8 protein-coding genes are annotated in these 14,150 nt (G+C 62.8%); 2 read left to right on the top strand and 6 right to left on the bottom strand.

Annotated features, from left to right (window positions below):
- Nucleotides 1-51 precede the first annotated feature (51 nt).
- On the top strand, nucleotides 52-4,167 hold the full coding sequence (locus tag BUB04_RS04465; RefSeq protein ID WP_178371901.1) for an eCIS core domain-containing protein: 4,116 nt from the start codon (nucleotides 52-54) through the stop codon (nucleotides 4,165-4,167).
- Nucleotides 4,168-4,217: 50 nt separating this feature from the next.
- On the opposite strand, the gene BUB04_RS04460 is transcribed toward BUB04_RS04465, so the two are convergent.
- The 5 genes from BUB04_RS04460 to lepA all read right to left on the bottom strand — a co-directional run bounded on the left by BUB04_RS04460 (nucleotide 4,218) and on the right by lepA (nucleotide 11,365).
- Nucleotides 4,218-5,753 (bottom strand): hybrid sensor histidine kinase/response regulator, encoded by a 1,536-nt coding sequence (locus tag BUB04_RS04460; protein ID WP_073037335.1) that lies wholly within the window; start codon nucleotides 5,751-5,753, stop codon nucleotides 4,218-4,220.
- The gene (locus tag BUB04_RS18950) at nucleotides 5,728-7,701 is read right to left on the bottom strand and encodes a sensor histidine kinase (RefSeq protein ID WP_073037333.1); all 1,974 of its coding nucleotides are present in this window, start codon (nucleotides 7,699-7,701) and stop codon (nucleotides 5,728-5,730) included. The genes BUB04_RS04460 and BUB04_RS18950 overlap by 26 nt, the downstream gene beginning before the upstream one ends.
- Before the next feature lie 206 nt (nucleotides 7,702-7,907).
- A complete protein-coding gene (locus tag BUB04_RS04450) occupies nucleotides 7,908-8,312 on the bottom strand; it encodes a response regulator transcription factor (protein WP_073037330.1) in 405 nt (134 codons plus the stop codon).
- A 138-nt stretch (nucleotides 8,313-8,450) separates the two neighbouring features.
- Entirely contained in the window at nucleotides 8,451-9,563 is a 1,113-nt protein-coding gene (gene hemW / locus BUB04_RS04445) for a radical SAM family heme chaperone HemW (RefSeq protein WP_245795124.1), read from the bottom strand.
- Between the two features lie 5 nt (nucleotides 9,564-9,568).
- Nucleotides 9,569-11,365: a translation elongation factor 4 gene (lepA, locus tag BUB04_RS04440; protein ID WP_073037329.1), complete on the bottom strand. Its 1,797-nt coding sequence runs from the start codon at nucleotides 11,363-11,365 to the stop codon at nucleotides 9,569-9,571.
- 163 nt (nucleotides 11,366-11,528) lie between these two features.
- On the opposite strand from lepA, the gene BUB04_RS04435 reads away from it, so the two are divergent.
- On the top strand, nucleotides 11,529-12,158 hold the full coding sequence (locus tag BUB04_RS04435; RefSeq protein WP_073037423.1) for a class I SAM-dependent DNA methyltransferase: 630 nt from the start codon (nucleotides 11,529-11,531) through the stop codon (nucleotides 12,156-12,158).
- 61 nt (nucleotides 12,159-12,219) lie between these two features.
- Here BUB04_RS04435 and typA read toward each other — a convergent pair whose 3' ends face one another.
- Entirely contained in the window at nucleotides 12,220-14,040 is a 1,821-nt protein-coding gene (gene typA / locus BUB04_RS04430) for a translational GTPase TypA (RefSeq protein WP_073037422.1), read from the bottom strand.
- Nucleotides 14,041-14,150 lie beyond the last annotated feature (110 nt).

Below are 14,150 nucleotides of genomic sequence, written 5' to 3'. Positions count from 1 at the left end.
AAAAAGAAAAAACACGCCGGAGAAATCAGGGGAAAAGGGAGCTCCTCTCGCGTGCTGGATCGAAAGGCCGCTCGCGGGGCACCGAGCCCGATCCTCCAACGATCGCCCGACAACGGGGCGGAGACCGTTCCCGCCTTCCCCCGGCTCACCCTGGGCACATCGCCCTTCTTTCATGCACCGGGACTTGCGCCCCGACTGAGTCTCGGCCTGCCTCCCCTGGAACTGCGCCTGGATCCCGAAATCGAACGGCAGATCCAGCAGATCCTCGAGACCCGGCTGGATCCCCTGGTTTTACAGAATCAGCTCCAGGAAGCGGCCGCCCGGGTGGAAACAGCTCCGTGGCTTCCTTCCCCGACGAGGGAACGGCCGGCCGAAGCGACCCGTGAGCGCCCCCCTGCGCCGGGACCCTCTCCCCTCCGCGAGGGATCCTTGGGGGACGTGGCCAGGGCCCTGGCGGCCACCGAGCCCGTGGCAGGCATGCTCCGGAATCTTCAAGACCAGGCCCGGGATTTCGCATTGGGTGTCTGGGGCCGGGCCACCCCCGGAGAACGCGGCCTCATTGTCACTTCCTCCGTCGTGGTCGGAGGAGGCGCCCTGGCCGGCGTTTTGGCAAGCCCTTCCGCCAGGGATCGCGTTCTCCCGCTCCTCAACGGACGCCCCCTTCCCATACCGGGGGTGGACTGGCTTCATGTGGAGATCTATACCGACGAAAACAGCGTGATGTTCGGAGCCCATCTGGACGTGGGCGCTCTGCTTCCGCCGGAATGGGGATTCGGCCCGGGATCTCCCAGGGCCATCGGAGGGCCCCCATCTCCCGAACCCTTCCCGCCTCTGCAACGAAAGGAGGAATCCCCGGGCGCCTCCGGGCAGCCGGTGCCATGGGTTGCGCCGCATCTGGAAAGGGCCAGGGGATCCGGGAGGCTCCTGGACCCGGACGTTCGGACACGGATGGAACACGAGCTGGGAGCCGATCTTTCGGCCGTGAGGGTCCATGAGAACGCCGCATCGGACGGGCTGTCCCGGTCTTTGCGGGCCAAGGCCTTCACCTGGGGAACGGACATCTTCTTCCGGCAAGGGGCCTACAATCCCCGCAGCATAGAAGGCCGGCGCCTGATCGCACACGAGCTGGTTCACACCCTCCAGCAGGAACAAGGCCTCACTCCCGCTCTCCCCCAAGGGAAAGGGCCGGTGTTTTCGGCCCGCGAGGATCCTTTGGAAGCTCAGGCCGATCGGATCGCCCATTCCCTGGATTTGGACGGGATGGCGCCGCTTTCTTTTCGAAAATTCCCTGTTCCGAAAGACCGCCACGGACCCCTCCATGCGTCAAGAACAAATGGGATACGGCGGGATACCGGGTCCCGGCGCGCCCGGGATCCCAGGACCGACATCCCCCGGGTGGACGCCGAGGAGATCCTAAGCCGCGACTTTTCCCACCTTGTTTCGGTGCTTTCTCCGGAACAGGTACGACAGATCCAGGCGGTGCTCGACGCCAAGAGGGAACTGGAGCGCCTGGATCGCCTCATGGAACCCCTTCGTGGATCCATCCTTTCCGTGGACGTGAGGCGCCGAGAGCGACTTATGGAGCGCGCCCAGAGGCACTCGGATATCGTCCGTGAAAACAGGTTTCTGCAGGTTCCCACCGACCGGGTCCTGGCCGATGACGTGGTCACGGCCGAACGTGAGGATCCCCCGGAGATTCACCTCTTCAAGCAGCGCCTTTACCGGCAACTCATCGTTCATCCCATGATCTTAGCCATACCCGACGGATATCCGCCCCGGCCCCTGCTCCTCTACCAGTGGGGACCCGGCGGCTGGCGCATCCCTCACCGGAACGGCCAGGTCCGATTCGAAGACCTGATGACCATCCAGCGATTCAACCTGGACTATCAAAGGGTGCTCCTGCACGGCATGGCCGAAACCCTTGAGGAGATGCTGGAGCTGAGGCGCCGGATGGGAGGAATGATCTACGATGCGCGGGGCCGCGTGGTGGGCGAGATCGACGGATGGATGTGGAACACCACGGTCCGGGTGGGATGGGAGATCGGACGCCTCACAGGCTACTACAACGACGGACGGGGCCGCCACGAGATGCTGGGAGATCTGTTCCGGCTGCGGGGCGCCCGAATCGTTTTGCGGGCACCGGACAATTGGCTCCATATCTACTCCTTGGATCCCCCAATACATCTGAGGGATCTCACCAGCCCCGGGGACGACGGCTACGGATACATCCTGAGACGGGGCACTCAGGTGAACGTGCACCAGATCATCACGTCCGACGGTGCCTGGCTGGAAGAAACCCCGGCCGGATGGCGCCACGAAGAGTACTCCACCGGCCTCAACGTGGTGGAAGAATTCGCGGTGGGGGCCATCTTCGGCGACTGGTACAGGGAACCGTCCACGGCCGCCACCATCGGGCAGATCCTCATCGGATGCATCCCCATCGTGGGACAGATCGCCGACGCCCGTGACGTGGCAGCCGGCATCTACCGGATGTGGGAAACCGGGGGAAGCGACGGCAAGCTCCAAACCGTTCTGGCGCTGGTGGGATTCGTTCCCCTGCTGGGAGACGCCATTCGAAGCGCGGGGAGGGCCGGAGGCCGCAGGGCCGCAGCCGAGGCCTTCGAACGGGCCGCCCCGGACATCCAGAACCGTCTTTCTCGTGAGCTGCTGAGGGATGCCGATGACGTGGCCCGGCGTTTCCCCGGCCTCTCGCGCGCTCAAGTCGCAGAGCAGGTAGCTGAAAATGCGGCGCTTCTGAGACGTGTTACGGAGGAAGGCGGCGAGGCGGTTCAGGAATACGCCGCCCGGGTGGCCCGCCAGTTGGATGAGATGGGAGGCAACGCCGGTGCGGTGATTCACTTGCACGGAGGCGCATGGCAGGATGTGGCCCGAGCCTTGGCCCGGGCCGGAGATCAGGGAACGGAAATCATGAATCGAATGCAGGCCTGGAGGATTCGCCAGTTTGATCGTTTGGGTCAAGAAGTCGACAGCGCATACCGGGAAATGGGCATGGGCTTCACGGGAAGAACTTTGGGCCCGCCCCAAATGCAGCGCACCGGAACCAATGCCATGACCAGCGACGTGGACATAAGCTTTTTGGGGCGTGACGCCACCTTCTACCGCAACTACGCCGTCTCGGTGATGGAAAGGCGCTACGGGCCGGGATGGAAAAGACTGCTCGATGCAGACATCTTTGCCGACCCCAGGCGCCTGCACCTCTTCACCGAACTTCCCGGCCGAGCCGCCCGGGAAGTGGAACAGCGCATGGTGAGAGAAACGGAAGTGAACACCTTGGCCCGAATGCTCCGGGAGGGTACGCCGCGCGAGACCGTGGAGCGCTACGCAAGGGATGCGGAGGTGCCCATGGAGAGGGTGACGGAACGGCTGGCGGAACTGGAGCGCCTCGCATCGGACCCGACCCTCCGACGCCGGCTGGAACTTCAGATGGACGATTTGCACCGCCAATTCGAATTGGAAACGAATCCGGCCCGGAAGGCCGCCTTGGCCGAAGAGATGGCGCGGCTCCAATCCCGCATCAACGCCGCCATCGAGGGCCCGTATGTGAGCCCGGGAGGTGCGGCTCGCCATGTGACGCGGCGGGAAAATATCGGCCGCATCCGGTCCGGGGCCTTCACCCCCCTATCTCCCGCCATGAACTACATGTCCGTTCTTGACGATCTGGCCATGATCTCTCATGTGGCCACGGAAGCCGCCAGGGAAGGCTTCCGTGCCTCCACAGCCAAGGGACTCATGAAGTACTGCGACCGGCTCCTGGTGGCGGCAGGAGCCAACGGGGTCGATCTGACCCGCATTCATTCGGCCCGAACCCTCTACGAAGACACCTGGCAAATCCTTGATGCAGCCCGCCGAGATCCTCTGGGAGCGGCGGACCGGGTCGGTCCTCTGGTTCGAAGGGCCCAAGGACAACTGGACGAAGCCATAGACGACTTGATCCGCGCCACCCGGACCAACGCCCAACGCTACTTGGCCACTCCGGTGCCCGGCGTCACCCGACAGGCCGTCCTGGACACCGTGGAGCGGTCCGTGCGGACTCTCCATTCCCACAAGGCGAATCTGGCCCGAGCCACCTCCATCGCGTTCAGACGACACATGGTCATGGAACAGGAAGAAACGGCGGAACCGGAAAGAAGGGGATTGTCAGAGTAGCGGCCGGCGGGAAATTTCCTCCACCCGTCGCTCCCGAGCAAGCAGGATCGTCAGCCGTGGTGGCGGGTGGCGCTCTCCGCCTCGCTATCCAGTGGAAACTGGAGGACAAAGGTGGTGCCTTGTCCCGGTTCGCTGTGGAATTCGATGACGCCGCCCAGCTCCATGACGATCTTCTGGGTGATGGCCAGTCCCAGGCCCGTCCCCCGGGCGCCCTTGGTGGTAAAAAGCGGGCGGAAGATCCTGTCCCGGATTTCGGGAGGGATGCCCCGGCCCATATCGGCCACTTCCACACAGATCCACCGGCCGTTTCGAACGTAGCTTCGGATGTCCACCCGGCGCGGGCCGCTGTCCTCGGAAAAGGATTCCATGGCGTTGGTCACCAGGTTGAGCACACAGGAGTGGAACGCTTCCGGGTCCCCGAAGATATAGGGAAGGCCGCAGGAAAGATCCCGCACCAGCTCCACCTTCTGCTCGGATGCCCGCCGTTCCAGCTCCTGGCACACGTCCTCGATCACCTCGTTGATGGGAACCGCCTCCCGCTTCCGGCTCTTGGTCCGCGCATAATCCAGCATGTCCAGGCTGAGGCGCGCGATGCGGTCCATGTTTTTCTGCACCATGCGCCAGCCCTTTTCCAGACGCTCCCGATCGGATCGGGCCAGGCCCTGCTCCACCATGTAGGCCCCCAGTTTCATGCCGTAGAGGATGTTCTTCACCCCGTGGGCCACTTCCGCCATGGCCTCCCCGATGGCCGCCAGCCGGGTCTTTTCCAGGAGGCGCTGCTGCAGCTCCTTGATCTGCGTCAGGTCCTTGAAATAGCCCACCGTGGCCACCTCTTCCCCCTCTTCGTAGAGGACGGTGGCGGAAAGGAGGATGGGCACCAGGCGGCCGTCCTTGGTCCTGGCGGTGGTCTCGAAGTTGATGAGTCTTCCCGGGCCCCCGTATTCCTCGGAGAAGATCATCTTCTTGACCCGGCGGGCTTCGCCTTCCGGATACAGCTGGGAGACATGGAGTCCGCAGACCGCCTCCTCCCGCGTGTAGCCGTAGATGCGCGAGGCCCCCTCGTTGAAGATGAGGATGTTTCCCTCCCGGTCGTTGACGATGATCCCGTCCATGGAGGTGTGCACGAGACGCCGCTCGAAGTCGTAGCGCTTCTGGATCTCTTCGGTGGCCTGCTTGAGCATGCACTCCAGGTTGGTGGTGTAGTCCCGGAGCTTTTCGCGCATCCAGATCCGCTGCTCCGCCCGGCGCAGCGCCACGCTCAGGGCCTGGTCGCTGATGGGCTTGTTGATGAAATCGGACGCCTCCAGCTGAAGGGCCTGGATGGCCAGGTCCATCTGGCCGTGGCCGGTGATGACGATCACCTCCACCTCCGGGTTCAGGCTCTTCAGGCGCCGGAGCAGCTCGATGCCGTCCATGCCCGGCATCTTGATATCGGTGAGCACGATCTCGGGCTCCTCCTTCCGGTAGAGCTCCAACGCCTTGTAGCCGTCTTCGGCGCACACCACCGGATAGCCGTCGCTTTGCAGACTGAGGGACAGCAGCTCCCGGGTGCTTTCTTCGTCATCCACGATGAGTATCTTCCTCATGACCTTCATCCCGCTGCGGCCCATTCAGAAAGGCGCTCCAAGGCCATTCCCCCGTATCCTTGTAGACGGGAAAGGAAAGGCGAAAGGTGGTCCCGCGGCCTTCCTCGCTTTCGATCTCCACGGTTCCTCCGCATTCCTTGATGATCCCGTAGCTGATGGAAAGGCCCAGGCCCGTTCCCCGCCCCACCTCTTTCGTGGTGAAGAAGGGCTCAAAGACGCGCTCCCGGATCCCTTCCGGGATTCCCACTCCCGTGTCGCTCACCGTCACCACCACGCGTTGGCTTTCCAGGGAAGACCGTATTCGCAGAACCGCTTCCCAGCCCTCTTCGGCTCCCTTCTCCCTCCTTTCTTCCATGGCGTCCCGGGCGTTCATCACCAGGTTCAGAAAGACCTGCTCCAGCCGGTTGGACACTCCCAGGATGGGCGGAAGATCCGGCTGCAGGTCCAGTTCCACCCGGATCTCCCTCAGCCGAAGCTGTTGGCCCAGCACGGTGAAGACGTCCCGAATAGGCTGGTTCACATCGATGGGCTCCATCTCGAAGGCGTCGGACTTTCTTCCGAACTCCCTGAGATGATTGATGATACCCGATGCCCTTTCCACCTGCTCCACCATCTGGGACGCCACGCGCTCCAAAACGCCCGCGCCCACGGCCCGGCCCCGTCGGATCTGCTTCATCAGGAATTCGCAGCCGATCCGAATGGCGTTCAAAGGCTGATTCAGCTCATGGGCCACACCGGCCGACATTTCGCCCAGGGTGGCCATCTTGCCCGCCTGAATGAGTTGGGCCTCCGCCTGGACCCGGTCCGTGATGTCCGCAATGTTGGCGATGATCACATCCCGGCCCAGATGCAGGCGCGGACACGAATGGATGTTCACGTAAAGGGGCTCGCCGTTTTTCTTGTGGTGACGGACCCTCGGCAGAAAGATGCACGCCTTCACCGCCAACTCCTGGATCTTAGTTGCTTCGCGTTCCCCGCCCAGGTCGAGAAAGGACATGTTCAGGAACTCCTCCCGGCTGTAGCCGTAGGTTTCCACCGCCCGGATGTTCACGTCCAGGATGCGGAAGGTTTCCAGGTCCAGGACGAAGATGGGGTTGGGATCGTTTTCGAAAAGGGAACGGTACTTTTCTTCCGACTCGCGAAGTTCCCTTTCCGACGCCCTGAGCCGGGCCGTCATGAGATTGAAGCTTTCGGCCAGGGTACCGATCTCGTCCCGGGACCGCACCTGAATGGGGGTGGAGAGATCCCCCGCCCCGACCCGTTCGATCCCTTGGAGCAGCTGGTGCAGGGGGCGGTTCAGAAACCGTTGGATCAGGAAGGCGACGATTCCCGAAATGGAAACCACGGCCGTCACGGCCAGGAGGAGCATCTGCGTTCGAATGCGCACCAGCGCCCGGTCTACGGCCTCCAGACTCACGTCGATGTCCAGCACGCCCAGAACCTTCTGATCCCGGGGGTGGACATGGCAGGCGGCGTTGTAGCAGTCCGGCTCGTTGTAGATGGGATTGATCATGCCCAGGACGCGGTAGCCCGCCTCTGAACGGAAGATCCGCGTTCGTTCCGAGGTGTCCAGGCGCTCGAAGGTCTTTTCCCGAGTGTGGCACGCGTAGCACTGCTCGGCGGACTTATCCAGATAGGCCCCCATTTCGGCCTTGTCCGACGAATAGATGATCCGCCCCAGAGCGTTGAAGATGCGCACCTTTTCGATGCGCTCATGTCCCCCGATGGTGTCGATGGCCCGGTGGAGCCGCTCGGGCTGGTACTGGAGCATGTCGTAATGGAGGGAGCGGCGAACGATCTCGCTGGCAAGATGCACGCTTCGAATCATCTCCTGCAGGGTCTCGCGGCTCTGAGCCTGCAGGGTGACATAGAAGAAGACGCCCACCACGAGGGCCACCACCGCCCCCACGGACGCCACCAGTTTGAAACCAAGGCTTCGGAACCACATCACATTTTCTCGTTTTTACGGCGTTACACCGAGCCCGCGCACTTCCAGCCGCCGAACGCAGGACCGGAATGGGAGCGGATCGCTCCCGCACGGATCCGAAGGAGTTCTCGGCGGTCCACAACCAGGGCAGGACGAATGACAGCAAGGCGAGCGTCGGGAACCGGTTCAACGGGAAGGAGCGATGGAGGCGCGAGCGTTGCGGAGGATCAGTCGTGATCTTCCCTCAGGAGCACTCGTACATTGGTGAGGAGATCCTCCGGGTCCACCGGCTTTTCCATGAAGATGTCCGCGGCGATCCAGTCCAAATCCTCATCCAGGGACCGTCCGTAGCCCTTTTCCGCCGGCGGCCGGCCCGAAACGATCATGATGGGCAGCCCGTAGGCCCCTTCTTTCTTTTTGATCCTGGTGGCAAAATCCAGGCCTTCCTGCATGGTGGCCATCATGATGTCCAATATCAGCAGATCCGGACGCTGCCGGTTCAGAATCTCCTCTCCACGAACGGTGTCCGTGGCGGTGAAGACCTGGTAGCCGTTGTCGGACAGGATGGCGTCCATCGCCTGGCAGATCTCGGGATCGTCATCTATGACAAGGATCTTCTTTTTTTCGGCCATGATGCCCCTCCCCCGGAGCGCCCCGCTGCTCCCCGCAATAAAGGAATAACTTACAGGTAAACGTGGATCTCTGAATTGTGTTCATTGTAACCGTCGAAGGAAAAAAGGAAAACCGGCAGCCGTTTCCAAGGTCCCGACTCAATCGAAGAGCAGCGGAAGCCGATCGGCGATGAGCCAGCCCTCGAGGGTGGGACGAAGGCGCCCCCGAGCGAGCGCCAGCAGCCCGTCGGCCACGGCGGCTTCCACGGCCCGTCGCACCCGGTGGGACTCCCCCACCAGGTGGAGGGGGACGCCTTCGCGGGTTCGAAACCCCAGCAGGAGAGCCTCCAGGCGGCGCTCGTCCGGGCCCGGAACCTCCTCTCCGGCCACAGGGGTTGCCCCCCCTTCCAACCTTTCGCAGTAGGCCCTCACCGAGCGCACGTTCCACCAGCGTCTCCGCCCGTCGAAGGAGTGAGCCGAAGGCCCCAGGCCGAGATAGGGGACGTGGTGCCAGTATTTCCGGTTGTGACGGGACTGGAACGGCTCGCCCCGGGCGAAGTTGGAAATTTCGTAGTGCACGTACCCGCGGGTTTCCAGAAAGCGGGACGTGGTAGTGAAAATCCGGCGGGATTCTTCTTCCGACGGCAGGGAGAGCTCGCCCCGAAGCGCCCTTTGATGGAAGGGCGTGCCCCTTTCCAGCGTGAGCTCGTAGCAGGAAAGGTGTTCCGGCGAAAAGGCCAGGGCCCTTTCCAGGGTGCTTTGCCAGTGGGCGAGGGTCTGTTCCGGCAGTCCCCACATGAGATCCACGCCCAGGTTGGAAAAACCGGCCTCCCTGGCGGTTTCCACCGCGGCGACGGCCTGGGAGGCGTTGTGGCGGCGGCCCAGAAGGCGCAGCATCCGGTCGTCGAAGGACTGCACGCCCAGGCTCAGGCGGTTGATGCCCAGCCCCCGCCACAGGGACGCCCGATCCGGGCTCACGTCGTCCGGGTTGGCTTCCAGGGTGATTTCGGCGGAGGCTTCGAAATGGAATCGCTCCCGGAGTCCCGTCAAGAGTCGCCTGAGATCTTCCCCACTCAGGAGGCTGGGGGTTCCGCCGCCCAGATAGAGCGTATCGAAGCGGGAAAAGAGGTCCTTGTAAAGGTCCGCCTCCCGAAGCACCGCGTCCACCCATCGGAATGCGAGGGCTTCGGAAGGCTCCGAATAGAAGTCGCAGTAGGCGCACTTGCCGCGGCAAAAAGGCACATGCACGTAGAGGCCCGGCAGGGCGGACACGGCTCCTATTCCTTGTCCGTTTTCAGGACCGCCACGAAGGCGCTCTGCGGAATGGACACCGACCCCACCATCTTCATGCGCTTTTTTCCCTTCTTTTGCTTTTCAAGGAGCTTGCGCTTTCGGGTGATGTCGCCGCCGTAGCACTTGGCCGTCACGTCCTTTCGGAAGGCGGAAATGGTGGACCGGGCGATGATCTTTCCGCCGATGGCCCCCTGGATGGCGATCTTGAATTGGTGACGGGGGATTTCCTCCTTGAGCCGGTCGCAGACCTGCACGGCCCAGGAGCGGGCCCGGTCCCGGTGGACAATGATGGACAGAGCATCCACCTTCTCGCCGTTTACCAGAAAGTCCACCTTCACCAGGTCGCTTTGGCGGTAGTCGGTGATTTCGTAGTCGAAGGAGCCGTAGCCCTGGGTGACCGTCTTCAGCCGGTCGTAGAAGTCGTAGATCACTTCGGCCAGGGGCATGTCGAAGATGATCTCCACCCGGCCCGGGGTGGGCACGTTGAATCGCGGGTTTTCTCCGCGCCGTTCCGTGCAGAGCTTCATCACGGCGCCCATGTAGCGCTCCGGACACAGGATGCTGGCCCGGATGAAGGGTTCTTCCGTGGACTTGATGTGCACCGGATCGGGGTAATACTGCGGGTTTTCCACCGTCACCGTCTCCCCCGTATCCAGGGTGAACCGGTACTGGACGCTGGGCACCGTCATGATGATGGACTGGTCGAATTCCCGCTCCAGGCGCTCCTGGACGATCTCGAGATGCAGCAGGCCCAGGAAGCCGCAGCGGAATCCCTGCCCCAGGGCCGCCGAAGAGTCCTTCTGGTAAACCAGGGCCGCATCATTCAGCTTGTACTTTTCCAGGGCCGCCGCCAGGGAAGGGTAGTCGTCGGAAGAGACCGGGTAGATGGACGAAAAGACCACCGGCTTCACTTCCCGGAATCCGGGCAGAGGTTTGGAGGCCGGGTTTTCGTCCAGGGTGATGGTATCGCCGATGCTCACATCGCTCACCGTCTTGATCCCGGCGATGATGTAGCCCACCTCCCCGGCCTTCAATTCCTTGCGAGGCTCCCGCCTGAGCTGGAAGACGCCCACCTCCTCCACCTTGTGCACGGCGCCGTTGGACATGAACCGGATACGGTCTCCTGCCTTGATCGCCCCGTCGAAGACACGGCAGGCGATGATGGCCCCCCGGAAGGAATCGTAGTGCGCATCGAAGATGAGCGCCGCCAAGGGGGCGTTCACAGACCCGCGGGGTTCCGGGATCCGCTCCACGATCGCTTCCAGAACGTCCTCGATCCCGATCCCTTCCTTGGCCGAACAGAGCACCGCCTGTTCCGAATCCAGGGCCAGCTCGTTTTCGATCTCCTCCTTCACCCTTTCCACGTCGGCCGAGGGCAGGTCGATCTTGTTGATCACCGGGATGATGGTGAGATCGTGTTCCATGGCCACGTAGAGGTTGGCCAGGGTCTGGGCCTCCACGCCCTGTGAGGCGTCCACCAAGAGGAGCACCCCTTCGCAGGAGGCCAGGGCCCGGGACACCTCGTAGGAAAAATCCACATGGCCCGGGGTGTCGATGAGGTTCAGGGCGTATTCTTCGCCGTTGGGGCGCACGTAAGGCAGGGTCACCGTGTTGCTCTTGATGGTGATGCCCCGCTCCCGCTCCAGATCCATGGTGTCCAGGATCTGGTCGCGGAACTCCCGCTCATCCACGAGCCCCGCCGCCTGGATGAGGCGGTCGGCCAGGGTGGATTTGCCGTGGTCTATATGGGCGATGATGCTAAAGTTTCGAATCTTCGTCATGGAGATGCGTCCTTCCCGTCGTTCGGTCGGAATTCATGAGAGCGGGAGATTATCAGGCGCACGGACCGGAGGCAAGAGCGGAAAAGCGCCCCGGGCACGCCGGTCGCTTGTGGCAGACGCTTGAACCGTGCTACAGGGAACGGACGAAAGGAGGATGATCGCCATGGATCCCAAGGACCGGGTTCGCTGGATCTGCTCCTCCAAGGACATGGAGGAGCTGTGTCGTCGCTACGACGCGTGGGCCGATCGCTACGACGAAGATCTTATTCAAGCGCACGGCTACCGCGGCCCCCAAAAGGCGGTCAGTGCACTCATGGAGTTTGTAGCGGACCGCAACGCCCGCATCCTGGATGCAGGGGCCGGGACCGGCCTGGTGGGCGAACTTCTCCACCAGGAGGGGTACCGCCATCTCGTGGGCATTGACCTTGCCCAAGGGATGCTCCGGGTCGCTTCGGAAAAGGCCGTTTACGGGAGCCTCCTTCGAATGGCCCTGGGAGAGTCCCTCGCCTTTCCGGACTCGCACTTCGATGCCGTGATCAGCGTGGGCGTCTTCACCCAAGGTCACGCTCCGCCAAAGGCTTTCGACGAGTTGGTTCGCATCACGCGGCCCCGGGGGGTGCTCGTCTTCACGCTCCGCTGTGAAACCTATGCCCAGATGGGGTTCAAAGAAAAATTCCAGGAGCTGGAACAAGCCGGACTCTGGAAACTGGAGGGCGCCTCGGAGCCCTTCCCATCCACTCCCCGTTCGGACCCCCACACGTGCGTGCAGGTCTGGGCATTCCGCCGCTGCTGATCCAACCTTCAGCGCCTTTCTTGCCACCAGGCGGAGCATGGAAGGGGCTCGACGGCTCTCCCTATTTCTTTTTCAAAGGGCGCTGCGAAGCGGCCAGGATCGTCTTCCGAAGCCGGATGGACTTGGGGGTCACCTCCACCATCTCGTCTTCCCGGATGAAGTGGAGCGCCCGCTCCAGTGTCATGGGCGCGACGGGCGTGAGCAGCACGTTGTCGTCCTTTCCGGCGGCCCGCATGTTGCTCAGCTTCTTTTCCTTGCAGGGATTCACGTTCAGGTCGCTGTCCCGGTTGTGCTCGCCGATGATCATACCTTCATAGACGGGATCGTTGGGAACGATGAAAAGGCGCCCGCGGGGTTCCAGGTTGAAAAGCGCGTAGGCCACGGCTTTCCCTTGCCGGTCGGAGACGAGAGAACCGGTGAATCGGCTGGGAAAGTCGCCCCGGTACTCGTCGTAGCCCGCGAAATAGGAATTGAGGATCCCGGTTCCCTTGGTGTCGGTGAGGAATTCGTCCCGGTAGCCGATGAGGCCCCTGGAGGGGATCATGAATTCGATGCGCACCCGCCCGGACCCCTTGTTCACCAGGTTGGTGAGGGTGCCCCTGCGGATGGAAAGCTTTTCCGTCACGACACCGATGAAGCTCTCCTCGCAGTCCACATAGAGGTGCTCCATGGGTTCCAGCCGCCGCCCGTTCCGTTCCTGGTAGATCACCTCAGGACGGCCTACGCACAGCTCGAAACCCTCCCGGCGCATGGTCTCGATGAGGATGGCCATCTGGAATTCGCCTCGGCCCTGGACCAGGAAGCTTTCCTTGTCCTCCGCCTCCTCCACCCGGATGGCCACGTTTCGGAGCGTCTCCTTGTAGAGCCTTTCCCGGATCTTGCCCGACTGGACGATGGCGCCTTCCTTGCCGGCGAAGGGAGAGTCGTTGATGGTGAACTTCATGGAGACGGTGGGCTCGTCCACCCGGATCCGTTTGAGGGCCCGGGGCGCTTCCGCCGTGCAGATGGTATCTCCGATGAGCACGTCGTCGATGCCGGCCAGCACCACGATGTCTCCCGGGCCGGCCTGATCGGTCTCCTTGAGACTCATGCCTTCATAGACCTGGAGTTTGGTGATCTTGAGCGGGCGTGTTTCGCCCTCCTGATTGATGCGCACCAGCGGATCCCCGGACCGGATGGTGCCGTGGGCGATCTTGCCGATGGCCAGCCGCCCCAGGTAGTCGCTGTAGCTCAGGTCCGCCACCAGCATCCGGAAGGGCGCACGGGGATCCCCCGCAGGCGGGGGAATTTCGTTCAATATGGCGTCGAAGAGCGGGCTGAGATCCCGCCCCGGCTCATCAAGGCTCGGCGACGCCACCCCGTCCCGGCCCACGGCGTAAAGCACGGGAAATTCCAGCTGGTCGTCCGTGGCGTCCAGATCGATGAAAAGATCATAAATCTCGTCCAAGACCTGGTTCGGGCGGGCGTCCTTGCGGTCGATCTTGTTGATGACCACCAGGACGTTGAGACCGGCCTCCAGGGTCTTTTTGAGAACGAACCGGGTCTGGGGAAGCGGTCCCTCCGAGGCGTCCACCAGCAGGAGCGCTCCGTCCGCCATGGCCAGGGCCCGTTCCACCTCGCCGCCGAAGTCCGCGTGGCCCGGCGTGTCGATGATGTTGATCTTCACCCCTCGCCAAGTCACGGAACAGTTCTTGGCGGCGATGGTGATGCCCCGCTCCCGCTCCAGGTCCAGGCGGTCCATGAGCCGTTCCGGAACGTCCTTTCCGGCCCGCAGCACGCCGCTTTGCCGGAACATGGCATCCACCAGGGTCGTCTTTCCGTGGTCCACGTGGGCGATGATGGCGATATTTCGAAGGGAGCTGCTGTCCTTGATATTTCTCACGGTATGGCTTTCCTCTCGGTCTTGGGATCGGATCAAATGCCGGGGACACATACACCAAGGTCATAACGGCGGCAACCGGTTTTTCCGGCAGGGGGCACGTCGTTTTTTCT

Origin of the sequence: Desulfacinum infernum DSM 9756 (assembly GCF_900129305.1) — a bacterium.
GTDB classification, from domain to species: domain Bacteria; phylum Desulfobacterota; class Syntrophobacteria; order Syntrophobacterales; family DSM-9756; genus Desulfacinum; species Desulfacinum infernum.
The sequence above is the reverse complement of the archived record's forward strand: the minus strand, read 5'-3'. Positions and strand labels throughout refer to the sequence as shown.